Origin of the sequence: Streptomyces sp. NPDC000404, assembly GCF_040300365.1 — a bacterium.
GTDB lineage: Bacteria > Actinomycetota > Actinomycetes > Streptomycetales > Streptomycetaceae > Streptomyces > Streptomyces ramulosus.
Genome location: NZ_JBEPDN010000006.1, coordinates 135,114 through 157,879 on the forward strand (window position 1 = coordinate 135,114; position 22,766 = coordinate 157,879).

A 22,766-nucleotide genomic window follows, 5' to 3' on the forward strand; every position below is an offset into this window, starting at 1 on the left:
GCCGCCGCCCCTCCCTTCCCGAAGGACAGCACCGTGCCAACCCGCGACATGAACCGCAGCACCACCAGGACGCCGAGCCGCCGAGGAGCCGCCACCCCCAGCCGGGACGGCATCCACCGTCTCGGCATCCCCCTCCACCCCCGGCTCAGCGCGACCGAGCTGATCCGCGTACTCCTCGCCGCCCCGGTCGAGACCGCCTTCACCGCCCTTGAGCCCGTACAGATCCGGTCGCTCATCGCCGACGTGCTCACCCAGCACGGCTACGCGGTGCTCGACCGATCGCCGTACTACCCGGAGCTCGACCACCACCAGGATGCCCGCCGCGCCGTACGACGCGCGTACGGGCCACGATTCCTCGACGCCCCCGATGAACAAGCCGTACTCGCTGATCCTCTCCATGAAGTGCTCGCCGCCAGAAGCGGGAAACCATGACGACGTCCGCCACTGCGCCGACCGGAGCGCGGGCACGGCAGACCTACTACTGGCGAGTGCGCAACGCGCGGACGCGCCACCGCCCCGAGTACGCCGGGCAGCAGTGGCACATCCAGCCCGGACACCCCGGCGGCACGTACAGCGACCTCGACCACGAGCTGGACCCGCCCGCACACCACACCCCGACCCTGCTCTCCCGCAGTCGGCCGACCGGCCGCCGGAGAGACGAGCAGGAGTTCCGCGGCGGGTGCCTCACGTGCGAGTGGGAAGGCCCCGTGCACTCCGGCGACGGGTTCGGAGACGGAGACAACGAGGCCGTGGAGGACGCCCACGACCACGCGTTCCCCGGCTGGCGGACGCTGCCGCCGATCACCACGGTCGAGGACCGGTGGGCCGCCCCGCAGAGCCGGAGCCGCTGGGCTCAGCTCACCGCCCAGTACCCGGTGCGGTGGGTGGACCGGGGCGCCCCCGTCGTGGCCTGGCGCCGGTACCGCCGCGAAGCCCACGCTCTGCCGCACGCGGGGCGCCCCCGCTACGAACTCCACATCGCCCGGCCACCGCGCGACCGGGGCCGCCACCCCGCAGAGCAAGGAGCCCTCTTCCGATGACCGCCGTCCTCCGGATCAGGGCCCCACCCTCTGAACCCAAAGGTGGTTTAATTACCCCGCCGTCGGCGGAGCGGGCAACCTCCGACCGGCCGTGCGTCCCACGGGGCGCGACACACCCCAGACAACAGATGACGGCCAGCGCACAAGGGCAACAAGGCGCTGGCCGTCGGTGTCTCTCTCACCAGAAAGACCACACCATGCTAAGCGACCGACACCCCGACTGCCCCCAGCCCGGCGATATCGCCCAGCTCACGAGGGGTAACAGCATCGGCGCCGACCCCGCCGATGCCTTCGTCATCGTCGAGGACTTCCCCCCGACCGGACGGCACCTCGTGCTCAACCTCCCCGTCGACCATCCCGACCGTGCCGACTGGGCCGCCGCCGTCCCCCTGGCCGACATAGCCACCCTCACCCGGCTCGAACCGGCTGGCAGCCGTACATGGACGCCGGCCCCGGACCCGGACGACATCCAGTGACCGCGCCGAGCGGCCACGACCACGACTACGAACAGGAGGCGACCGTGCCCCGCAAGACCGCCGGCCGCACGCTCTACTCACGCGCAGAGCTGCGCGAACTCCACGGCATCAGCGAGCCCACCCTTCAGAACCTGTGGACCGACCGGGAGAACAACGGGCACCCGGCCGCGGAGACCATCGACGGCGTCATGCACTGGGACGGCGACGTATGGGCGGCGTGGCACCACGAGCTTCAACGGCAGCGTGCCGCCGCGAACACCACCAACCCGCCGAAGCTCGACGGTGACCCTGAAGAGATGGTGGGCCCGGCCGAAGCCGCGAAGGTCTGTGGCTTCGCCGACTCCGCCACCGTCTCGCACTACGTCAAGAATCCGCCCGAGGGATGGCCGGCACCAGACGACTGGGACGAGCTTCCGACCCGACGCCGCCCGAAGTGGAAGCGCTGGCGCCTCTGGCAGTACGTCGCGGAGCGCAAGGGCCGCGGTCACGCCGGCGGACGACCCGCAGGCCGCCGCGGACTGGCCTACCCCTACCAGGGAGACGAGCGGCTGACCCTCGCCCGGCAGGCCATCGCGGCGAACCCCGGCGCGAAGAACGCCGAACTGATCCCCCAACTCCAGGGACAGACGGAAAAGACCTACTCCCGCCCGACCTGGAACCTCATCCTCAAGTCCGCCCGCGAACACCCCGAGGACGACGAGCAGTGACCGAACACCGATGCCCCCGCTGCGAAGGCCCACTCGGCGAACGGCCCGCCCGCTCCCGCCTCACGGTCGACCGTGTCGTACGGATCTGCTCACCGTGCGGTACCGACGAAGCCGTGCGGGACGCCGCCGGTCAGCCACCGGTGCCTCCGGGGGAGTGGCCGGTGAAGTAGCTGTGCTGGGGAGGCCGTGGCCCGTGTGGGCCACGGCCTCCCTCTTTACGGGAGCGGTCGCAGCGAGACCGGCGGGTCGTCGCCGTCGTTGTCGGACTGCTCGGACAGCAGCGTCCTCAGCCGTCGCCCCAGCGCGGTCAGAACCCGCGCCCTCGCCCGCCGCGACAGGCGCCGAACTTCTACGGCGTACCAGTGGGCCACCACCGGCAAGGAAAGCAGCAGATAGGCGAGCAGCCAGGGGTCCAACTTGATGATCACGAAATACCTCACGCGGGGAGTGACACCCCCGCGTGCAGCTATGCAGCGAGGGCGAGATCAGCAGGGACGGTGACCAGCCCCTGTCCCGGTGCACCGGGGACGATCGGTGTCGCCAGCCGCAGAACGCCACACGGCGAAGAAGCATGAGGAAGCACGCCGACGAGGAACTTGATGTGCCACGCGGAGTACGAGACCGAAGTTTGCGCGAACTGCCGCAGAGACTCCGCAAGTTTCTCCGCGTCCTGAACGAGAGCGTCAAGGTCTGCCGTTGAGTACGGCCCGACCTGGCTCATACGGTCGTGCAGTTGGAGAGCTGTTCGAAGAAAAGCCTCGGTCTTCCCCATGCCGGTGAGGACTTCGAGGACTGCTGAGACTCGGTGCTGTCCGTCGATAAGCATCCGGTCCGCGGGAAGCGGGAACGGGCGGGGTACAGCTTCGAGCCCGTATGCCAGACCGGACGTAATGCCGCGAGTTCCGGTGACGTCCTCGGCCGTGCGGAGGAGCGTGCCCGTCAGGTCCTGGTCAGCGACGGTGGAGAGGGCTCGTCGTGCACTGGTGCGCACGGTCCATGCCGATAGGTGATTCCACGCGGTCCAGGCTGCGCCGACGGCTGAGTAGTTCTTCACCTCGACCGCGTAGTGGTCCCTTGCGATCCTGATGACTAGATCCCGCTGGAAGGGAGCCCTCGCCTTGCCGAGGTGGGAGAGGCAGAGGCGCATGGCCGCTTCGGCGTCCCGGGCCGTCCGCGCATGCGTCGACCTGTCCATGAGGTGACGTCGGGACGGGGCGGTCATGTCGGCAGGGTACGCCCATGAACTGGATCTACGCCCGAATACGCCGATGGTTCACGCCATGGTGTCAATCTTGGCGCTGCACGCCTCGCACAGCTTGCCCAGGAGGGCGACGGCCTCCTGGTGCGCCGCCGCACCAGGGTTGGTGATTGCCTGCTCGACCAACGACTTCAGCTTCTCCCGCGTTTCGGTCGGGATGACGAACGTTCCGTAGAGGTGGACCCCGGTCTCCACCTTGTTGCGGAGCGTTCGGTTCAGGCTGTCCCAGGCATCCTCGGCCGCGTTCCGACGCTGGCCGCGTTCCGTGACCGGACAGCGCGACAGCCTCTCCATACACCGCACCAACTTCTGCGCGCGCTCGTCCAACTCCGTGGCGAGCTTCCGCCCGCGTACGAACACCTTCACCGACGTCGTCCCCACGACGCCGAGCATCACGGTCAGGCACGCGGCGAAGACCGGGGTCGCGTAGCGCTCCGGAACCGGCAAACCGCGGACGAGGCAGACGGCCCCCAGGGTTCCGCAGACCATCGCGGCAACTTGGAGGCCAGCCGCCCAGGTAAGGCGGCCCCGCAGGCGTTCGAAGGCGAAGGACGTCGGCTCTGATACTCCTCCGCCGAGGTGGAAGCACCAGACCAACAGCAGCGCGAAGCCCGCTTCCATCGGGTGGTCCGGTAGGAAGCTGAACGCCGCCACGACGACCAAGCCAACAGCCCAGATGTACGCCGTCCGCGGTACGAACGTGATTGCCCGGTGCCAGCTCTCGGAGCGGGACACGGCCCACGGCTTCACAACGTGGTACGCGGCGAGCAAGAGAAGGGCTGTGAGGGCGGCCGAGCCGCGGAACAGTACGGCTGAAGTGCTGCCGACCGCCACGACCGTGAGGGCCACGGCCCCGGCGATGCCGGATGCGGCAGCCCACAGCCGCCAGGGGGAGGGGCGAACCTCGCTTCGGGTGGGTGCCGGTTCGGCTGTCACGGCGAACTCCTCACGTCGGTGGACGCCCGCTTCCTCGCCGACGCCCTGCCGACGCAGGAAAGCACCCGCCACCGACAACCCGATCCAGAGCCGCCCGGTAACAGCGAAACCGAAGGCCCGTCCTGCCCAATCTCCGACGTCGGAGCCCTGCCGTGCTACCCAATCTTGAATGGAAAGGACCAAGGTATCGTCACTCCGTGACGATACAATCAGCCAAGATGACCGAATTTTGGTGATGCTGACGGGGAGGTGGCGGGCCGGTGGGGTGGGTGACCATGATCGGCCCGTCCGACGAGCAGGTTGAGTACCGCCTCTCCGGCGGCCACGGCTGCGGGGTCGCCGTCTCCGTCGACGCCGCCCCTCTCGTCGCCGCCGTCGAGGCCAAGGCCGCCGAAGAGGGCACGACCATCGGTGCCTTGCTCGGTTCTACCGAGGCGAAGAAGGCGTTCTATCGGGCCCGCAGCAGGATTCGGAACGCGGAGACAGCCCGTTTCACCGGCTTCGACGCCGTAGAAGTTGCTGCGGCAGCGGGCATCGAGGCCCGCGACCTGTACGGCGCGGACGTCCTTCCCGCCCCGGCCGCCGATGGCCAGGTCGACTACCACCTTGACGCCAGCGAACGCCCGCTGGTGTGGATCGGCAAGGGCCTCACCGAGTTCGGCATCACCCCTGGCTCGGTGCTTGCCCCCGACCACTTCCAGGCCGCCCGGCGCCTCATGCGCGGCGAAGACCCGCGCACCGGCAAGACCCTGGTGGAGCCGAAGCTCGCCATCGCCCCCGCTGCGAAGCTGCCCGCCGCGCCGTTGGTGCGGGCCATCCGCAGGGCCGCCGCCGAGCGCGGCGTGAAGCCGGCGCAACTGCTTGATTCGAAGCGCAAGCGGGATGCCTTCGGCACGATGGAGCGGCAACTCGTCCGGTACGGCGAAGCGCACAAGGTCCCGGTCTCCACCCTGCTCAAGCTCTCTCGCGGCGTCGGCATCGAGGCTGCCGAACTGTACGGCGAACAGGCCCTGGAGAAGGCGCTTACCGCCGAAGCAGGGGGCCACCTCGATGCCCGCCCCCTCCTCCGAGCGGTGAAGGCCAAGGCCCGTGACACAGCACAGCAGCCCGCGGACCTGTTCGACTCCGCGTCCGCGAAGCGGCGCTACCTCCAGACCGAGGGCGAGGCCGAGCGGCGACTGAGCGACTTGCCGATGGCCGTCCGGGAGGCCGTTGCCCTGGCCAAGGCCGCAGGGCTCGCGCCGGACGAGGTCTGGGACGCGGAAGAGATCAAGGCCGAGATGCGCGAAGGACGCGTTGAGGTGGGCAACCGAGGCGCTGACGCAACGCTGGACCTGGGCAAGTCCAAGAGCGCCTTCCTCGCGTACGCGCCGCCGGAGCTGGCCCGCGAGATCGAGGCCATCTACACCGCGTCCGGCCGCGAGTCCATCGACGCCTTGGAACACTGGACGTCGTACGCGATGCGCGGCCGGCACGGCGACGGCGCCGAGGCACGAACGGTCGACACGAGCGGCTTCTCCGGGTGGATGATGATCCACCGCGCGGCCCGACCGGTGGGCGGCGCCCCGTACGGCGACCCGCACTTCCACCTCCACTTCACCCTGGCCAACATGGTCAAGGGCGATGACGGGGCATGGTCGACGGTCGCCGCGGGCGGTCGTGACCTCCACCGGCACGCCCGCGCGACGCAGGCCGTGATGAACGCGCGCATCCGCCGCGAACTCGCGGACCGCTACGGCATCCGCTTCCGCCGTGCAGAACGCACCGGCGCGTGGGAGATCGCGGCCATTCCGGAGTCCACGATCCGGCTGTTCAGCAAGCGCGGCGGCCAGGTCCGCAAGCTGCTGGACCAGCTCGGTATCGGCTACGACGCCGCCTCGGTTCGCGAGCGCACCGCCGCGTCCGCCATGTCCAAGGCCGCCAAGAACGGTGAAGCCGCAGGCGTCGCGGACGACGTACTGCGCGCGTACTGGCAGGCCGAGGGACGCGCCCACGGCGACGACCCCGAGGCCATCGTCGCCGGTGCTCTCCAGGACGATGTCCCGGAACCGAATCCCGGCGTTGACGAGCTGTGCGCCACGGTCTTCGACCCGGAGACGGGACTGACCAGCCACGCAAAGGACTTCACACACGCTGCCGCCATCGCGGCCGTGCTGGACGCCTTGCCGTACGGCATAGCCGACGCCGACGAAGCGGAGGCGCTCACCAACTCCGTCCTCCAGCACGCGGGGTACGCGGTCAAGCTGAACCCCCGAGGCGCACAGCACTACACCCATGCCGATCGGTACACCACCGCCGACATCGTCGCTGCTGAGACCCTGATCGTCTCCGAGACCACACGGCGCCTCAGCGAAGATGCCGCCGTTGTCGACGGCGACACCGTGACGATGTCCTTGTCCGCCGCCGAGGTGGCGCAGGGATTCGAGTTCTCCGAGGAACAGCGCGCCGTCCTCGACCGGCTGCTCACCGCCGGGCACGGCGTGGACGCCGTGATCGGCGTCGCGGGCGCCGGGAAGACCACGATCATGAACGCCGCCCGGCAGGCGTGGGAGGCCCAAGGACTCGTGGTCGCCGGTGCGTCGACCGCTGCCGTCGCCGCGGCCAACCTGAAGGCCGAAGCAGGGATCACTTCGCGCACCGTCGCCTCATGGCTGACCAGCATCGAGACCGGTGGCAAGGGCCTGAACGGCGTAGACGTGGTGGTCGTGGACGAAGCCGCGATGTGCGACGACCGCGATGTCGCGAAGCTGCTCGCCCACGCTGCGGAGACCGGAACGAAGGTCGTCGGCATCGGGGACCCGAAGCAGCTGCACAGCCCCGGGGTCGGCGGGCACTTCAGCGCCGTGCACCACTTGGTGGGCGGACTCGCGCTCACGGAGAACTTCCGGCAGCAGGACGCCGTCGAACGCCGTGCTCTCCAGCTCTGGCGCGATGACCGACGGGTGGACTCGCTCCGGACCTTCGCCGGCACCGGCCGCGTTCACGCGCTCGCCGACAAGGACGAAACGCTCGCCGCCATGCTCACCATGTGGATCGACAAGCGTGCCGCCTACGTCGACGACGACCACACCGCGGTGCAGCAGCTCCTCATGCTCGCCGCGACGAACGAGATCGTGGACGAACTCAACCTGGGCGCTCGGGCGCTGCGCAAGGCGAACGGTGACCTGGCCGGCCCGGAGCACACGTACGCGCTCGCCGGAGGACGGGAGCTGACGATTTCCCTCGGCGATCAGGTGCTGCTCCGTACCAACGACTACCGGTCCAAGCGCAGTGGCGGAGAGCAGGACGACGTGCTCAACGGGTACCGGGGCCTTGTGCGTGCCGTGGACGGAGAGCGTCGCGTGCTGGTCGAATGGCGGGAGAAGACCCCCGACGGTCACGAGGACCGAGCGGAATGGGTCGATGCCGACTACATCGCCCACGGCGGTCTCAGCCTCGGCTACGCGATCACCGGCCACAAGAGCCAGGGACTCACCGCCCGGGAAGCGCTCGTCTACGGCCCTGGCGCGCAGGCGAACGCGCTCTACACGATGATGTCGAGGGACAAGAAGGAATCCCACCTCTTCCTTCCGCTGTCCGTCTACGAGACCGACGTCGACCGGGCACGGGCAGGCGAGGCCGAGACGGACCAGGACGCCCTTGACCGCGCCGTCGCCGGCCTCGTCCGCGAGATCGAGACGGGTACCGAGGAGCGCATGATCCTCACCGAGCTGCCGAAGCACGCGGTGCCAGCCCAGGTGCGCACGCTTGTCGGAGACCTGCCGGTTCCCCGCTCGCCCGGCGCCGACATGGAATACGACGATGTCCCCGAGGGCACCGAGCCCGGTCACGACGTCACCGACAACCGGGTCGCGGCGTCGTCGGCCGGGCCCCGTACGGATCGCGACCGCCCGTACTCGCATCTCAGCACCGGGGCCCTGAAGAACGCGATCACCAAGGCATCCGCCGCACGACGTTCCACGGCCGCGGCCGCCACGAAGGCCGAAACCACGGCCGACCGAGCAGAACAACAAGCTGCCGCCGGGGTCGGCACGAACGTACTCGCGCTCAACCGCCGTCAGCACGACATCGACGCTCGTGCCGGCGCGATCCGAGACCTCCGTGCCCTCGCCGAGACGGTAGCTCGGCACACCCAGGGCCGGGACGGGGTGGATGAGCAGCTGCGCCAGCTCGAACAGCAGCTCAGCGCCACCACACGCTTCGGGCGGCGTCCCGTGTTGCGCGGCGACGACCGCGCACGAGCCGAAGCCGAGCGAGACCGCCTGCGCGACCAGCGGGTGCAGACCGACCGCGAGATGAACGGCCTAACCGGACGCCGAACGGAACTGGACGCCGTCGCCGGCCCGAGCGAACAACACGACGCGGTGCTCAGCGAAGCGGACACACAGCGCCAGAACCGGCCCGCGCTCCTCCGTCAGGCCCAGCAGCAGGACGCCGGGCGGGCAGCGGAGTTGCGCGCTGCTGCGGTACGGGCCCGCACACGGGCAGAAGGCGCGGCCCACCGTGACGTTGAGCTGCGAGCCGAACTGCGGCAACGGATGGAATCAGGGCATCCGGAAGCCGCCGATGCCTCTGGACCACCGCGCGGTGCCCCCTATGACTCTCCGAACCTCGCGGCCGAAGCCGTCCATCAGGAGAGCCCAGAAGAGCCGCCTTCCGCCCTGTACCCGTAGCAGAGGATCGGGCGTCGGCAGAGTTGCAGCGAGAGTCGCAGGCCCCAGCCGTTGTCCGTGCGCCCTCGGTAGGCTCGTGACACACCGACGCGAGAGGCAGTTATGGCTACCGAGATCGTGATTGCGCAGACGACCATCGATGACGAAGGTCAGGCCAAGGCCCTGGCGAGCGGGGCGGTAGAAAACCGGCTGGCCGCCTGTGCTCACATCGACGCTCCGATTACGGCGTTCTACCGCTGGGACGGCGCCATCCAGAACGATCAGGAATGGCGCATCTCCTACAAGACGACCTCGGAGCGTCTGCCGGATCTCGCCGAATGGGTAGCCCAGAAGCACAGCTACGACGTGCCCGAATGGATCACGCTGCCGGTCACCGGTGGGTCCTCGGCCTATCTGTCCTGGGTGGCTGACGAGACGGCCAGTTCCTAGCCCCGCCCGGCGTCCGAAGAACCCGACCGCCTCACGCCACGGGCAGGGATGTTCAGGACGCGAACTGTGCCAGGTGCTCAGCGAGTTCTCGCTCCTGTGCCGGCAGCCGAGCGGCGACGGAACGCGCTCGATCCCGCCCCATGGTGTTCGGACGCGCGTCCGCCGCCGCAGCAAACTGCCGGGATACATGAACGCCGTGTTCGATGTCTCCCCCCAGGAGCAGGGCGGCGGCCAGGTCCCCCAGCACCACGACTCCGGAGTCGGGAAGATTCCGCCCGAGACGGGACAGCGCGGTGTCGGCGGTTGCGGTCAGCTCCTGACGACCGAGCTGTCCGTAGACCGACAGTGCCAGCGAATCGAGACGATAGGGGGTCATGAAGGCCACCCATGCGTGTTCCTTGGTGTGGTCCCCGACGTCGTACACCGCACGCGCACGGTCGAGTGCCCTCAGCGCGGTCGTCCCGTCGTCAAGGCGGGCGGCTTCTTCCGCATGCCGCCCGTGGACCCACGCAGCTGCGATCGCGTTGCCCTGGCCTCGTACGTCCTCTGATGCCTGCGACAACAAGTGCATCGCCTTCTCAGGCGTACACGTCCCGTAGCTCGCGTAGGTCAGGGCCAGTGCGCGGAGTGGTGGGTGCCCAGACGCCTTGGCGCAGTCGGCCGTGACCTTGTAGTAGGCACGGGCCCGATCGAAGTCCCCGAGGTCCCAAGCAACCCACCCCGCCAGGGCAGCAGTCTCTCCCGCCGCGATCACGAGTGCCCGCTCGTGCTGACCAGCCCGCGGAAGGACGGCAGTGATCGCGTCGAGATGAGATTCGACCATGCCCTGGAGCCCGCGTGCGGTGAGCTGGCGTTCGCTGACGTGCAGAGATGCTGCACGCTCAATGAGGGTGCTGGCCGCGGTGAGGTCGATCCTCGTGTCCGTTTCGAGGGCGTGGGCCAACCGCCCCCATGGCTCGGCGGCGGCGGCGACGCCAGCCATGGCGCCACCGAGAAAAAGGGTCCGGCGCTTCATGTCGTCCTCCTCCTCTTCGCGACGGTGACGCCTTCTCCTCCTGGCCCGGGCTGCCGAAGCTGCCTTCAGCAGCTGTTCCGGAGCAATGCCACACGCCACCGCGATGTGAGTCAGGGTGTGGTTGGTCGGGATGTTCTCGCCGTGCTCATACCGGTTGATCTCCCTGCGTGTCAGGGTCTCTCGGCCAGACACGATGTTGATTGCGTCTGCCTGTTCCTCCTGCGTGCGACCAGCGTTCTTCCGAAGCTGGAGGAGTAGCTCGGCGAACGGATCTGCCTCTGCCATGAGTGTGACCTCTGTCGGTGTGCGGGAGCTAATCATGGCCTCAGTTCCCCCCTCTTATTTCCCCCTTGACAAGATTTTCCCCCTCTGGATTCCCCTGGTAGGCGCCAGGAAGACGCGGTGCGATGAGGTCATGACCAAGCTCCGCGCGGCCCCAAACGACCGTCTCACAGGGGGAGTCGACGTCGCGGCAACTGCCCACTCGATGAGGCAGGGGCCGTCGGCGGAGAGCCCGAACCCTCCAGGAGGGGTGTCTCATCCCGAGCACGCCAGCAGGACGGACCTCTTCCTGCGGCTCATCGGCAGGCTGCACGACGAGTATCTGGCCGAGTACGACGACGACCTCGATCGGGTCCTCGGTGCGCCGGCTGGACCGGAAGGCGTCGCCGGGAGCCGCCGGGCGCCGGGGCTGATGCGCGGCCGTCCCGGGGAGCCTCCCGCACAGGACTTGGTTGATCACGCCGAACTCCAAGTGCTTGCTGAGCGGTTGGGGCGGCTGCTGGGGCAGCTCGTGAACATGGGCCGTGTCGCCCGTGCCCGCTGCCCGTCGACGGAGTTCGCCGCGGCGATCGACCGCGCCGACAAGCTCCGCACCGGTCCGGCCGCAGCCGCCAGCGCTGATGCAGCGCAGGTGCGTCGGATGGCGATGGCCGCCCAGGAGCTGATCGACAGGCTCGATCCGGGCGACGCCGCCGAGCCGTTGCCGACGTTCGAACCTCGCCCCCGGGTCCGGGAGCTGCGGTGTGCGTAACCCCGCCGCCCGCGTACTGGGCGTACCTGGACCGCACCGACGAGGACGGGCTGCCGGTCGGCTTCGAGGTCGACGGTCGGCCGGCGCCGCACAGCTTCGTCGCGGCGAGCCCCGACCTGGCCATGGAGTGGCTGCGCGAATCGGTCCGCGCCGCCCTGCTCGACCTCGACCACGCCGGCTTCGGGGCCGCGTGGGCGTGGCTGGGTGATCACCGCGCCGCCGACCGGGCCACGGCCGGCCTCCGGCAGGGGAGTCCCGTGGACTTCACCGTGACGACGCCGTCGGGGTGCTGGTCCTGGAGAGCCGCTCCCGTCGGAATTCCCCTGCCGCTGACCTGCCGGTGCTCTGCCCCCGCGCCGCCGCCTGCCACTGCGCCTCGGCGGCACCGAAGCGGCGCAGCCCTCCCCCTCTCCTCTCACCCGTAACCAACTCGCCCAGCTCGAAAGGACTTTCACCGTGCTCGACCACGACTACGCGTCCCTGCTCTTCGCCAAGGGCGCCTTGAGCCGCAGCACCAAGCAGGACAGCACCCGTCCCTGACCGCCTCACCTACACGGAGTTTTCGATGTTGAAGGTCGAGCTGTCGGGCCCCGAGGTAACGGCCCTGCTGGGCATCGCGCACGGACTTTCCGTGGAGGAGATCTCGGCGCAGACCTCCATGCGGGTGAAGACGGTCCGAGACCGGCTGCTGCCCAGCGCCAAGGACCGGCTGGGCCACCGTGACATGAGCGACGCCGCGGCCGTCGAGCGCGCCTACCTCGCCGGTGCGTTGCCCGCCCCGCCGCCGGAGGCGCCCCGTTGCCAGGTCGCCGTGCGGCTCTCCCCGGGGCAGGTCTCCCTCATACGGCTGCTGTCCCAGGGCATGACCGCAGGGGCCATCTCCGGCCGCACCACCAAGTCCTTGCCCGCGGTCGAGCGCGATATCCGCGCACTGTGCGAGGTCACCGGCGCCGCGACGGACGCGCACCTGATCACCCGCGCCCGCCAGCTCGGCATCCCCTACCGCCGCCGCACCTCCCGCCCGGTTCACCCTTCCCGCCGCCCCGTCGCGCTCTGACCCTCTCGCCCTCTGGAAGGAATCCGCCCCTGCCATGTGCGTTCACACCCCGCCGTGCCCCTCCGCCGATGCCGCCGACCGCGACGCCGCGCACACCGTGGCCGGCCACCCTGATCAGGGCTGGAGCCTGCTATGCAATGGCGTACTTTTGTTCGATGACACTGGCGAGCTGACCCCGGACGGCGAGGTCATCGGGCCGCGCCGCCCGCAGACCCGCCTGGCGGTCGCCGCATGACCGCCACCGCAGAACTTCTTCTCGCTCCGACGGCCGGGGAGCACGACGGACCGCCGCTGTGCGTCCGCCGAGGCCCCGCCGGGCACTTCCGCCTCAGCTACGTCACCGAGCACCCCGGTGACCGGGATCTTCGCGATGTCCTGTGGGACCGCACAGCCCCGGACGGACAGCGTCAGCCCATGCTCTACCTGACGTGCGCGCTGTGCGAGATGCCTGTCCGGCCCGTCCGCAGCCTCCGCCGCCCCCGGCTCGGGACCGGGACGCTGTTCCTCGTCCCCGACGGCGTGGACACTTCGCAGCCGGTGCGGACGGTGCTGCCGCCGGTGTGCCTGGCCCACGCCCCCGTCGCCGTCCGGGAGGCAGCCGCCCTACAGCACGGCTACACCGCGCTTCTGGTCACCCGCCACCGCCTCCACGGCGTCATCGGCACCCCGTACCGCTGGGCCGGCCACCGCGTCCAACAGGACCAGCCGACCGACGTACCCGTGCCCTACGGCACCTACGAGGCGCGCTGGACCATCGCGCAACTGCTTGTCCGTGAGCTGACGAAGTACGCCGTCGTCGACCTGAACGACCGCGCCGACCTCACGGAGGCACGGTGACTCCAGAGTTCTGTTACGTCCTCGCACCGCCCCGCGAGGCCCTGGAAGACCAGCTCCGCACCAGCCGGCCCGAACTCGCGCCCCTGGCCGCAGCTGTCTTACGCCGAGCCTTCTGCATCCTCGTCGCGGACCACGAGGACCCGTCCGAATGCGCCCATGCCCTGTGCCTGACCGAGCTGACCGACGGCTACGCCCTCTGGGTCCGCTGGACCGATCACGAGGACGGACGGTGGCGGCACTGCTGGTTCGAGGTCCGCCGCAACTGCCCCGACGCGGGACCGGACGGCGAGCCGTGCGTGCTGTATCTCGACCACGCCGGGCTCCACAGCTGGACCGCAACCCGAGGCCCGGTGACCCACCACATGACCTCCTTCGTGAACGGCTTGCCCGATTGCCCTCGCGACGAGTGCGATCTCTTCGGCGGGCACGACGGTGACTGCCGATGACCCAGACCAGCGAGCCCCGATGCGCCTGTGGAGAACCGGCCGTCGAGGACTTCTACCTCGACTCCGCCTCCGGCCCGGTGCGCACGGTCTCCCTCTGCCGCTTCTGCCGCTATGTCCCCAACGGCGCCCCGTCTCCGGCGCTCTGGGCCATCGCAGCCCGGGGACTCGGCTCTCTCCCCGTCACGTCAGCACCGGACGTACTCCGATGACTACCTCTTCCCAGCCATTCCGCACGGAGCAGCACATGACCACCAACCTGCGCGTGGGTACCTACAACATCCGCGACGGCGGCGCATCGGATGCCCAGGATTTCGCCCGCCAGCTCGACCTCGTCGCCGGGCTCGACATCCTGGGCCTCCAGGAGGCGAAGCACTGGGACCGTGACCGCGAACGTCGACTGCACGACGCTGCCCGAGCCCTGGGAATGCAGCCCCTGCTCACCCCCTCGGCGAATCACGGCTGCCATCTGCTGCTCCTCGTCCGGGCGCCTCGCGTGCGGATTGTCGAGCACACCCCCAACCTCGCCGCCGGAACTTTCCACCACGCCGCCAGCCGCACACTGATCGAGGTCGACGACCGGTACCGCATCACCGTCCTGCACACCCACCTCAATCCGGTCAGCCCCGACATGAGGCTGGCCGAGGCCGGCTGGCTGACGGAGTACGCGGAAGAGGGCCGCCGCACCCTGCTCCTGGGCGATCTCAACACCATCGGGGTGAGCGACCCCGAACCGGACGACTGGTCCTGCGTCCCCTGGCATCTGTACTCCCGACACCGGCTGGTTCTGCCCGATGGGGTGTACGGCGGTGCGGACCGCCGGGCGATCCGCACCCTCTCGGTAGCGGGGTTCATCGATCCGCCCGACCACCTTGGGGTGGCCGCCGTGCCAACCACCGGGTACTGGCCGGGCGCCGAGGCATGGGCGCGTCGGAGCGACTACGTGCTCCTCTCCGAAGCCCTCACCCCTGCCCTGACCGACTGGACCGTCATCGACAATCCGGCCGCCCGCACGTCGAGCGACCACCTCCCCGGCATCGCGACCCTCGACCTGGGACTCCTCCCATGACGGCCCCCGAACCCCCGTACGTAGCGGCGTGGCCCCAGGAGGCCGACGCCACGCCGGCCGTCACCGTTCGCGTCAGCCGGAGCGGCTACCCGGCCCTCGCGTTCCGGGGCGAGATGCGGCATGACCGCGACCATCACGGCGTTCTGTGGCGCCGCCAGATCATCGCTCCGGGACGTGGGCGCCCTCTTCAGGGGCGTGTCCACTCCCACCGGCAGCGCACCGCGATGACTGATCTGCTGTGCCACTTCGACGCCGCCCCCACCCTCGGCGGTCACGCGCTGCGCGACGACCCGCCTCCCGGCGAACACCCCGCGAACAGGTGGCTGTTCCTTCTCAGCGCAGAGGTGCGCGAGGGACACGTGACGGCCACGCCGCCTTTGTGCCACCGCTGCGCGCCGCGCGTGGCGCGCGCCCGCGGCAGCCGAAAGCGCAGCTACACCGCCGTCCTCGTCGACGGAGTCCGCCCCTGGGGCGTCGCCGGCCTCCTCTACGACCCCACGACCCTCCGCCCCCACCCCGCCACGGACGGCGGCCTCAGCGCCGTCCGCTACCGCAGCCCCCGGGCCCCGTGGGTCGTCGCCCACCAGGCACTCATATCCCTCCACGGCATCACCCCCGTACGCCTCGCTCTACGCAACACCGCCGCATGACGGCCGGGTACGACACCGTCGGCCACCTGAGCTGGCGTGAACGGAGTACGTCCCCGATAGCCTCCGGCACTCTGTTGCCGGCATCCCCCCGACCACGTATGACCGAAGGAACTTCATGCCGAACACGACCGTCGAGCCCGACGAGGCAACCCGCCTGCGCAACAAGGTGGTGGACGAGCTGCGCGCGGACGGCACGATCTCTTCCCCCGAGATCGAGGCCGTCATGCGCAAGGTGCCGCGCCACGGGTTCGCCCCCGAAGCGAGCCTGGAGAAGGCGTACGAGCCATACGCGGCGGTGATCACCAAGACCGATGAGTACGGGGTGCAGCTCAGCTCCGTATCGGCGCCGCAGATTCAGGCCCTCATGCTGGAGCAGGCCCAGGTCCGCCCGGGGATGCGCGTGCTGGAGATCGGGTCGGGCGGGCTGAACGCGGCCTACCTCGCCGAACTCGTCGGCTCCGACGGCGAGGTCACCACGGTGGACATCGACCCCGTCGTCACCGACCGGGCCAGTCGGCTGCTGGAGCAGCACGGCTACAGCCGGGTCACCGTCTGCACGGGCGACGCCGCCGAGCCGATCCCCGGGCTGGGGAAGGTCGATGTCGTGCTCGTGACCGTCGGCGCCTGGGACATCCCGCCGGCCTGGATCAGCCAGCTCAAGGACGGCGGGCGCCTGGTGGTGCCGCTGCGGATGCGCGGCCTGACCCGCTCCGTTGCGTTCACCCGTGTCGGTGACCACCTGGAGAGCGAGTCCGCGAAAATCTGCGGGTTCGTCCCCATGCAGGGCTCCAGCGCGCACGACGAGGATCTGCTGCTGGTCAACGGCACCCCGGAGATCGGGCTGCGGTTCGATGACGGTCTGCCCTCCGACCCGAGCCTGCTCGACAACGCCGTCACCTTCCCGCGGTTCGAGACGTGGACCGGCGTGACCATCGGAGTCAGCGAGCTGCTGGACACCCTCCAGATGCACCTGGCCATCCGGCTGCCGGGCTTCTGCATCATGGCCGTGGACCCGGAGCTGGACTCCGGCATCGTGGCCCCGAACCACAAGGGCTTCACCCTGGCCGCCGTGGACAGCGAGGGCCGCACCTTCGCCTACCTCACCACCCGCCGCACCGAGGACAACAAGCACGTCGAGTTCGGCGTGCACGCCCTCGGCCCCGACGCCGCCACGTTCGCCGAGACCATCACCGGTCACCTGCGCGACTGGGCCGGCGAACACCGCGGCGGCCCCAGCCCGGTCATCCGGGTCTATCCGGCCGGCACCCCCGATGACCAGGTCCCCGGTGACCGGGTCATCGACAAGGTCCACAGCCGGATCTCGCTCTCCTGGCCCGCCAAGCAGTAGCCGCAGGCCAGGGTTCCCGCACCATCCATATCGGAAGGAAGGGCACCACCATGAGCATCACCACTCCGGCCCCGACGGCCGCGCTGGCGACCGTGGAGGACGACTTCGCGCCGCTCGACGTGAAAGTCGTCGTCGCCTCCCACCCGCACGGCAAGCTGATGTGCGGCACCAACGATGGCTGCGGCAGCACCTGCGCCAACGGCGCCTCCGCGTGCAGCTCCTTCATCGAGGACCCTGCCTGATCCTTCAGGCCCCTCCACCGGTGGGCCGGGCGTGATGTACGTCCCGCTCGGCCCACCGGCCATCGATGCGCCTGTACCGGAAGGGAACGCCCCATGGCCACCCCCTCGGCCGTCAGCTACCGCTGGCAGGGCCCCGCACTGTTGCGGGCCACCACCAGCCAGGCCCCCGTGGAACTGCCCGACACGCTCGACCTGGACGACGCGGCCGCCACCCTCGCGTGGCTGCACCGGACCTGGCAGCACCCGGCATTCCAGGCCGCCTTGTCCGCGGCCACCCCTGTGCTCACCGAAGCGGTCCAAGCTGCCGTGGACGGGCGCCGGACCGAGCCCCGCCAGATCCGGCGGATCGCGCTGTCCACGATCTCCTACCTGCTGCGGTGGCAGAACCGCCCCACCCCGCACGGCCTGTTCGCCGGCACCGCCGCCGTGACCGTCGCAGAGACGGCGCACGTCCAGTGGCGCGAGAAGCACCGGGCGCTGCTGCGCGCGGACGCCGAATGGGTCACCGACCTCATCCTCCGCCTCCAAGCGAACCCGGAGCTGCTGAAGCGGCTGCCGCTGGTGGCCAACAACACCGCCCGGCAACGCGGCAACCGACTGGTCACCGTCGGACCGCCCGCCGACGCGTACGCCCAGCTCATGGCGCCGGTCGAGGTATCCGTACGCCACGCCCGCCCGGTCGCCGCCGCGGTCGAGGCCACACGCCGGCCGATCGTCTACGACGACCTGCACGTACGGCTGCGCACACTCTTCCCGCAGGCCGGGCCCGACCTGATCGACCGGCTGCTGGGCGACCTGATCACCCAGCAGATCCTGCTGACCAGCCTGTGGGCGCCGATGACCACCATGGACGCCTTCGGCCACCTGTGCACCGAGCTGGAGCGGGTGTCCGCCGATTCGATCCCCGACCTCTACGAGCTGGTCACCGAGCTGTACGAGTTACGCGACGAGATCGCCGCCACCCAGCCCACCACCATCTCGGCGCCCGGCCGCCTGACGGCGAGGATGCGCGCACTGTCCGGGGCCACCCCCACCCCGCTGGTCATCGACACCGCCCTTGACTGCGACGTGCAGATACCCGCCGCGGTCCTGGAGGAAGTACAGGCCGCGGTCACCGCGCTGTACCGCACCACTTCCCAGCCCTACGGCTATCAGCACTGGCGCGACTACCACCGCCGCTTCCGCGCCCGCTACGGCGCCGGCGCCCGGGTCTCCGTCCTGGAGCTGGTCTCCGACAGCGGGCTCGGGCTGCCCGCGGGCTACCTCGGATCGGAACGCGACCGACCGCCGAAGCTGCTCACCGATCGGGATGAGGCGCTGCTCGCGCTGCTGCAACCGGTGCTGATGGAGGGCGGCGAACTCGTCCTCACCGACAAGACGATCAGCGCCCTGGCGGCCGCCGCGGGCACCGAACCGCACTTCGTCCCGCGAGTGGAGACCGCCTTCGAGATCCGCGCGCCGTTCCCGGCGGACCTCGCGCGCGGCGCCTTCGAGATCGCGCTGACCGCCGTCCCACGGCCCGGCAGCAGCATGGCCGGCCGGTTCGCCCACCTGCTGGACCCCGAGCAGCAAGAGGACCTGGCCGCTGGCTACCGGACCGACCCCAACGCGCTCACCGCGCAGCTCAGCTTCCCGCCCCGCAAACGCCGCAACGAGAACGTCATCCGCACACCGCGGCTGCTGGATCACGTCATCGCCGTGGGCGAGAACCCGGTCACCAGCGGCGGGACGATCAGCCTGGACGACATCGCCGTCACCGCCGACGCCCGCCACTTCCACCTGGTCCAGCACTCCACCGGCCACCCCCTGGACGTGCGGGTCCTCCACGCCCTCGAAGCCGGCGTCCAGACCCCGGCGCTGGCCCGGCTCCTCGCCGAGGTCGCCGGTGCCCGGTACGCCGCGTACAAGCCGTTCGACTTCGGAGCCGCGGCCCGCCTGCCGTACCTGCCCCGCGTGCGCTACCGCCGCACCATCCTGGCCCCCGCCCGCTGGCTGCTCACCGCCGACGAGCTACCCCGCCGCACCGCCCAACAGGGCTGCTGGGACGAAGCGTTCGATGCCTGGCGTACCCGGCTGCGCATGCCGGACAAGATCAGCATGGTCGAGTACGACCAACGCCTTCCGCTGGACCTGACCCACCCCGTACACCGCCGTCTGCTCCGGTCCCAGCTCGACCAGAACAAGCGCCTGGAACTACGCGAGGCGCCGCCGGCCGACGCGCACGGCTGGATCGGCCGCGCCCACGAGGTGTGGGTCTCCCTCCGCAACACCGCGCCGCCGCAGCACCCCGAGAACAGCAGCACCATCCCGGCCGCCACCGGACCGGCGCCGCTCCACCTGCCGGGCACCGGCGACGTGCTGTACGCGCGGCTGCACGCCCACCCCGGCCGGTACGACGAAATCCTGACCCAGCACCTCGATCCCCTGCTCGCCGAGTTGGGCGACCGCCTGACCGTGTGGTGGTTCACCCGGCACCGCCAGACGGCTCGCCCCGACGCCGACCAATACCTCGACCTCGTCCTTCACCTCGCCCCCGGCGCCTACGCCGCGGCAGCCGAGAACGTGCACGACTGGGCGGAAGCCCTTCACCGCGTCGGTCTGGCGGCCGGCCTGACCCTGAGCGACTACCGGCCGCAGACCGGCCGGTTCGGGCAGGGTGATGCGATGGCCGCCGCGCACCGCGTGTTCGCCGCCGACTCCGCCGCCGCCCTCGCGCAGATCAGGTTCACCCACCAGACCGACGCCGTCGCCCCGCGGGCCCTCGCCGCAGCCAGCGCCTACGACCTCGTCCAGCACCTCGCCCCCTCCGCCGCCCAGGCCACGGACTGGATGGTCCGGCGGCTGCCGCAGACCACCGGCCGCCTCGACCCCCGCCTGCGCGACCAGATGCTCGAACTCATCTCCCCGGGCGGCCGGGACGCCTTGGGCGCGCTTCCCGGGGGCGACGCCGTCACCCGGGCGTGGCAGGCCCGCACCGCCGCCCTCGACGCCTACCGGCTCCGCCGGGCCGACGCCGACCCGATGCGGGCCGCCCGCTCGCTGCTCCACCAGCACCACGTCCGGGCCCTGGGCGTCAGCCCGACCGCCGAGGACACCACGCTGCGGCTCGTGCGCACCGCGGCCCTCCAGCACCAGAAGGCCGGCCGATGACTGCCTCGCCCGCCACGGCATCGGCCCTCCTCGACCAGCACGCCGCGCACCTGGCGGAGCCCGCCCCGGCGTCGGAGAACACGCCCTGGGCGGCGCAATCCCTCGCCGAGGGCGCCGCCGGGATCGCTCTGCTGCACACCGAGATCGCCAGCCGGTACGGCGGCTCCTGGCGTGCCGCCCACCGATGGATCACGGCCGCGGCCTCCGGAACCGTCAGCGCCGCCGATGAGACGGGCCTGTTTCTCGGAGCCCCGGCCGTCGGCTTCCTCCTCACCACCATCCCCCCGGCCTACCAGCACCTGTACGCCTCGGCGCGCGCGACCCTGCACCAGCACATCACCGACCTCGCGACCCGCCGTGTGGACGCCGCGCTCGCCCGCATCGACAGGCGCGACCTGCCCACCTTCTCGGAGTACGACCTCTTCTACGGACTCACGGGAATCGGCGCCTACCTCCTGCGCACCGACCCCGAAGGCCCCGCCCTGGAACGGGTCCTGCACTACCTCGTCACCCTGACCCGCCCCCTCGCTCCCGCAGGCCGCGGACTTCCCGGCTGGTGGGTCCGCCACGACCCCACCCGCAGCGAATCCCCCTACTTCCCCGGCGGTCACGCCAACTTCGGCGCGGCCCACGGCATCACCGGCCCGCTGCTCCTCCTGGCCCAGGCCCTGCGCCGAGGCATCACCGTCAGCGGCCACCGAGACGCCATGTTCACCATCTGCGCCCACCTCGACGCCTGGTGCCAGCACAGCGACTCCGGCCCTTGGTGGCCCGAGCACATCGCGCACCACGACCTCGACCGCGGGCGCCCCCACCACGACGCCCCGATGCGGCCGAGCTGGTGCTACGGCACGACAGGCATCGCACGCGCCGGTCAACTCGCCGGGATCGCCCTGCGCTCCTCCTCGCTCCAGAAGTTCTACGAGGACGCCCTGTACCGGGCCTTGACCGATCCCGCGCAGCTCGCCCAGGTCACCGACAGCGGCCTCTGCCACGGATGGGCGGGCATCTACCAAACCGCGCACCGCGCCGCCGCAGACGCACTCGACCCGCGGCTTCGCACCCTCCCGGAACGTCTCGGTGACGCCCTCACCACGCACGCTGAGCCCGGTGACCCGCCGCCGCCCGGATTGCTCAACGGCGCCGCCGGCACCGCGCTCGCCCTCACCACCGTCGTCTCGCAGCAGACGCCGATCACCGGATGGGACTCATGTTTCTTGATCAACTGACTCGGGAAGCCGAGCCGAGCCCGACCCAGCGTGCTGTCCTCGCCGTACTGACCGGCATGTCGATCGTCGACGCCGCGGACCAGTACCAAATGGACCCCGTGGTTCTCTCGGAAGCAGTCGCGGTCTACGACCAAGCCGGCCGGGAAGCCCTGGACCGCCACGCCGTCACCACCGGCTGGTGGCAGATATACCTCCACTTCACCGACTGGGCGACCGCCGACACCACCTTCACCACGCACGTCCTGCCCGTGCTGCGGAACGCGGAGACAACCGGCGCGATCGACGGCTGGTGGTACACCAGAAAGCACCCCTGCTGGCGCCTGCGCCTCCGCCTTCAGCCCGCGGCCGACACCAAGGCGAGCATCGGCGGCGCCTTCGACCGCCTCGCCGCCGAAGGCCACCTTCAACGCTGGTGGCCCGGCATCTACGAGCCGGAGACTGCGGCGTTCGGCGGGAAAGCCAGCATGACGGCCGCGCACACCCTGTTCGTCACCGACAGCCGGGAGACCCAGCAGCTGCGGCAGCGAGCGGACCTCGCTGTGGGGCCCCGGGAACTGTCCGTCCTCCTGTGCACGATCATGATGCGCTCCGCCGGACTGGAGTGGTACGAGCAGGGCGATGTCTGGCACCGCGTCATCACGAAGGAACACCGCTCGGCCATCAGCGATGTCCCGGCGGAACGACTCAACGCCCGAGCCCAGGAGATCCGTCCCCTGCTCCTCGCCGACACCGACGCCCTGCTGCGTTCCGAGGGCTCGCTGGAACCCGTCGCCAGGTGGGCCGCCGCCTTCCACGACACAGGCCAGGCTCTCCACCGCGCCGTCCAAGACGGAACCCTCGACCGCGGGCTGCGGCAGGTGCTCAGCTACCACGTGATCTTCCACTGGAACCGGCTCGGACTGTCCATGCGAGGGCAGAGCATCCTGGCCTGGGCAGCCAGGGCGGCAATCCTGCACGGCGACGAGCAGAAGGGGAGCGGCCCACACACCGACCTGCTGCGGTAGCTCCCCTACCTCGGTAACCCGCATCCGGTGCGGTTGATGGCCTAACGCCGGAGAATCTGACTTCAAGCGGCAACGGGAGCGGGGACTTGTCCGGCCGATCACGTTCGGAGCCGGATGGTGAGGGCTGCGGCGGCTACCAGAGCGGTGCCCGGATTGCCTGTCGGTGGCGT

General features: G+C 70.3%; 24 protein-coding genes. 20 read left to right on the forward strand and 4 right to left on the reverse strand.

Annotated features, from left to right (window positions below):
* Positions 1 to 33 precede the first annotated feature (33 nt).
* The 4 genes from ABT345_RS12975 to ABT345_RS12990 all read left to right on the forward strand — a co-directional run bounded on the left by ABT345_RS12975 (position 34) and on the right by ABT345_RS12990 (position 2,223).
* The gene (locus tag ABT345_RS12975; protein ID WP_345078150.1) at positions 34 to 432 is read left to right on the forward strand and encodes a DUF6181 family protein; all 399 of its coding nucleotides are present in this window, start codon (positions 34 to 36) and stop codon (positions 430 to 432) included.
* On the forward strand, positions 429 to 1,040 hold the full coding sequence (locus ABT345_RS12980) for a DUF6349 family protein (RefSeq protein ID WP_345078147.1): 612 nt from the start codon (positions 429 to 431) through the stop codon (positions 1,038 to 1,040). Before ABT345_RS12975 ends, ABT345_RS12980 begins: the two co-directional genes overlap by 4 nt.
* A gap of 197 nt (positions 1,041 to 1,237) precedes the next feature.
* Complete coding sequence (locus ABT345_RS12985; RefSeq protein ID WP_345078144.1) at positions 1,238 to 1,516, forward strand: DUF6211 family protein; 279 nt, start codon at positions 1,238 to 1,240, stop codon at positions 1,514 to 1,516.
* Positions 1,513 to 2,223: a hypothetical protein gene (locus ABT345_RS12990; protein ID WP_345078141.1), complete on the forward strand. Its 711-nt coding sequence runs from the start codon at positions 1,513 to 1,515 to the stop codon at positions 2,221 to 2,223. The genes ABT345_RS12985 and ABT345_RS12990 overlap by 4 nt, the downstream gene beginning before the upstream one ends.
* 215 nt (positions 2,224 to 2,438) lie before the next feature.
* Here ABT345_RS12990 and ABT345_RS12995 read toward each other — a convergent pair whose 3' ends face one another.
* From ABT345_RS12995 to ABT345_RS13005, 3 genes are read right to left on the reverse strand one after another with little or no spacing between them, the layout of a single operon-like run.
* Positions 2,439 to 2,651: a hypothetical protein gene (locus ABT345_RS12995; RefSeq protein WP_345078138.1), complete on the reverse strand. Its 213-nt coding sequence runs from the start codon at positions 2,649 to 2,651 to the stop codon at positions 2,439 to 2,441.
* A gap of 38 nt (positions 2,652 to 2,689) precedes the next feature.
* Positions 2,690 to 3,445: a hypothetical protein gene (locus ABT345_RS13000; RefSeq protein ID WP_345078135.1), complete on the reverse strand. Its 756-nt coding sequence runs from the start codon at positions 3,443 to 3,445 to the stop codon at positions 2,690 to 2,692.
* 51 nt (positions 3,446 to 3,496) lie between these two features.
* Positions 3,497 to 4,417 carry a hypothetical protein gene (locus ABT345_RS13005; RefSeq protein WP_345078132.1) on the reverse strand — a complete coding sequence of 307 codons (921 nt, stop codon included), beginning with the start codon at positions 4,415 to 4,417 and terminating at the stop codon, positions 3,497 to 3,499.
* 260 nt (positions 4,418 to 4,677) lie between these two features.
* On the opposite strand from ABT345_RS13005, the gene ABT345_RS13010 reads away from it, so the two are divergent.
* A complete protein-coding gene (locus ABT345_RS13010) occupies positions 4,678 to 9,090 on the forward strand; it encodes an AAA family ATPase (protein WP_345078129.1) in 4,413 nt (1,470 codons plus the stop codon).
* Between the two features lie 102 nt (positions 9,091 to 9,192).
* Positions 9,193 to 9,519, forward strand: a complete 327-nt coding sequence (gene cutA, locus ABT345_RS13015) for a divalent-cation tolerance protein CutA (RefSeq protein ID WP_345078126.1) — start codon at positions 9,193 to 9,195, stop codon at positions 9,517 to 9,519.
* 52 nt (positions 9,520 to 9,571) lie between these two features.
* Here cutA and ABT345_RS13020 read toward each other — a convergent pair whose 3' ends face one another.
* Positions 9,572 to 10,819, reverse strand: coding sequence for a helix-turn-helix domain-containing protein (locus tag ABT345_RS13020; protein WP_345078123.1), 1,248 nt, complete (start codon positions 10,817 to 10,819; stop codon positions 9,572 to 9,574).
* Positions 10,820 to 11,066: 247 nt separating this feature from the next.
* On the opposite strand from ABT345_RS13020, the gene ABT345_RS13025 reads away from it, so the two are divergent.
* The 14 genes from ABT345_RS13025 (at position 11,067) to ABT345_RS13090 (ending at position 22,596) form a co-directional block, all read left to right on the forward strand.
* Entirely contained in the window at positions 11,067 to 11,567 is a 501-nt protein-coding gene (locus ABT345_RS13025; protein ID WP_345078120.1) for a DUF6415 family natural product biosynthesis protein, read from the forward strand.
* Entirely contained in the window at positions 11,558 to 11,992 is a 435-nt protein-coding gene (locus tag ABT345_RS13030; protein ID WP_345078117.1) for a hypothetical protein, read from the forward strand. Before ABT345_RS13025 ends, ABT345_RS13030 begins: the two co-directional genes overlap by 10 nt.
* A 140-nt stretch (positions 11,993 to 12,132) precedes the next feature.
* Positions 12,133 to 12,624 (forward strand): hypothetical protein, encoded by a 492-nt coding sequence (locus ABT345_RS13035; protein WP_345078114.1) that lies wholly within the window; start codon positions 12,133 to 12,135, stop codon positions 12,622 to 12,624.
* Between the two features lie 34 nt (positions 12,625 to 12,658).
* Positions 12,659 to 12,859, forward strand: coding sequence for a DUF5999 family protein (locus tag ABT345_RS13040; protein WP_345078111.1), 201 nt, complete (start codon positions 12,659 to 12,661; stop codon positions 12,857 to 12,859).
* Entirely contained in the window at positions 12,856 to 13,461 is a 606-nt protein-coding gene (locus ABT345_RS13045) for a hypothetical protein (RefSeq protein ID WP_345078108.1), read from the forward strand. The genes ABT345_RS13040 and ABT345_RS13045 overlap by 4 nt, the downstream gene beginning before the upstream one ends.
* A complete protein-coding gene (locus ABT345_RS13050) occupies positions 13,458 to 13,907 on the forward strand; it encodes a hypothetical protein (protein ID WP_345078105.1) in 450 nt (149 codons plus the stop codon). The genes ABT345_RS13045 and ABT345_RS13050 overlap by 4 nt, the downstream gene beginning before the upstream one ends.
* Positions 13,904 to 14,116, forward strand: a complete 213-nt coding sequence (locus tag ABT345_RS13055) for a hypothetical protein (protein ID WP_345078102.1) — start codon at positions 13,904 to 13,906, stop codon at positions 14,114 to 14,116. The genes ABT345_RS13050 and ABT345_RS13055 overlap by 4 nt, the downstream gene beginning before the upstream one ends.
* Positions 14,117 to 14,151: 35 nt before the next feature.
* On the forward strand, positions 14,152 to 14,973 hold the full coding sequence (locus ABT345_RS13060) for an endonuclease/exonuclease/phosphatase family protein (RefSeq protein ID WP_345078099.1): 822 nt from the start codon (positions 14,152 to 14,154) through the stop codon (positions 14,971 to 14,973).
* A gap of 224 nt (positions 14,974 to 15,197) precedes the next feature.
* Positions 15,198 to 15,623: a hypothetical protein gene (locus ABT345_RS13065; RefSeq protein WP_345078095.1), complete on the forward strand. Its 426-nt coding sequence runs from the start codon at positions 15,198 to 15,200 to the stop codon at positions 15,621 to 15,623.
* Between the two features lie 115 nt (positions 15,624 to 15,738).
* A complete protein-coding gene (fxlM, locus tag ABT345_RS13070) occupies positions 15,739 to 16,971 on the forward strand; it encodes a methyltransferase, FxLD system (protein WP_345078092.1) in 1,233 nt (410 codons plus the stop codon).
* 50 nt (positions 16,972 to 17,021) lie between these two features.
* Positions 17,022 to 17,213 (forward strand): FxLD family lanthipeptide, encoded by a 192-nt coding sequence (locus ABT345_RS13075; protein WP_345078089.1) that lies wholly within the window; start codon positions 17,022 to 17,024, stop codon positions 17,211 to 17,213.
* A gap of 93 nt (positions 17,214 to 17,306) precedes the next feature.
* Positions 17,307 to 20,363, forward strand: coding sequence for a lantibiotic dehydratase (locus ABT345_RS13080; RefSeq protein ID WP_345078086.1), 3,057 nt, complete (start codon positions 17,307 to 17,309; stop codon positions 20,361 to 20,363).
* The gene (locus tag ABT345_RS13085) at positions 20,360 to 21,592 is read left to right on the forward strand and encodes a lanthionine synthetase C family protein (protein WP_345078083.1); all 1,233 of its coding nucleotides are present in this window, start codon (positions 20,360 to 20,362) and stop codon (positions 21,590 to 21,592) included. Before ABT345_RS13080 ends, ABT345_RS13085 begins: the two co-directional genes overlap by 4 nt.
* Positions 21,574 to 22,596, forward strand: coding sequence for a thiopeptide-type bacteriocin biosynthesis protein (locus ABT345_RS13090; protein ID WP_345078079.1), 1,023 nt, complete (start codon positions 21,574 to 21,576; stop codon positions 22,594 to 22,596). Before ABT345_RS13085 ends, ABT345_RS13090 begins: the two co-directional genes overlap by 19 nt.
* Positions 22,597 to 22,766: the final 170 nt, after the last annotated feature.

Coding starts and splice junctions, on each gene's coding strand:
- ABT345_RS13080 (WP_345078086.1), top strand. CDS start 17,307: ATGGCCACCCCCTCGGCCGTCAGCTACCGCTGGCAGGGCCCCGCACTG.
- ABT345_RS13060 (WP_345078099.1), top strand. CDS start 14,152: ATGACCACCAACCTGCGCGTGGGTACCTACAACATCCGCGACGGCGGC.
- ABT345_RS12985 (WP_345078144.1), top strand. CDS start 1,238: ATGCTAAGCGACCGACACCCCGACTGCCCCCAGCCCGGCGATATCGCC.
- ABT345_RS13020 (WP_345078123.1), bottom strand. CDS start 10,819: ATGGCAGAGGCAGATCCGTTCGCCGAGCTACTCCTCCAGCTTCGGAAG.
- ABT345_RS13085 (WP_345078083.1), top strand. CDS start 20,360: ATGACTGCCTCGCCCGCCACGGCATCGGCCCTCCTCGACCAGCACGCC.
- ABT345_RS13045 (WP_345078108.1), top strand. CDS start 12,856: ATGACCGCCACCGCAGAACTTCTTCTCGCTCCGACGGCCGGGGAGCAC.
- ABT345_RS13065 (WP_345078095.1), top strand. CDS start 15,198: ATGACTGATCTGCTGTGCCACTTCGACGCCGCCCCCACCCTCGGCGGT.
- fxlM (WP_345078092.1), top strand. CDS start 15,739: ATGCCGAACACGACCGTCGAGCCCGACGAGGCAACCCGCCTGCGCAAC.
- ABT345_RS13040 (WP_345078111.1), top strand. CDS start 12,659: ATGTGCGTTCACACCCCGCCGTGCCCCTCCGCCGATGCCGCCGACCGC.
- ABT345_RS13055 (WP_345078102.1), top strand. CDS start 13,904: ATGACCCAGACCAGCGAGCCCCGATGCGCCTGTGGAGAACCGGCCGTC.
- ABT345_RS13090 (WP_345078079.1), top strand. CDS start 21,574: ATGTTTCTTGATCAACTGACTCGGGAAGCCGAGCCGAGCCCGACCCAG.
- ABT345_RS13075 (WP_345078089.1), top strand. CDS start 17,022: ATGAGCATCACCACTCCGGCCCCGACGGCCGCGCTGGCGACCGTGGAG.
- ABT345_RS13000 (WP_345078135.1), bottom strand. CDS start 3,445: ATGACCGCCCCGTCCCGACGTCACCTCATGGACAGGTCGACGCATGCG.
- ABT345_RS12980 (WP_345078147.1), top strand. CDS start 429: ATGACGACGTCCGCCACTGCGCCGACCGGAGCGCGGGCACGGCAGACC.
- ABT345_RS13035 (WP_345078114.1), top strand. CDS start 12,133: ATGTTGAAGGTCGAGCTGTCGGGCCCCGAGGTAACGGCCCTGCTGGGC.
- cutA (WP_345078126.1), top strand. CDS start 9,193: ATGGCTACCGAGATCGTGATTGCGCAGACGACCATCGATGACGAAGGT.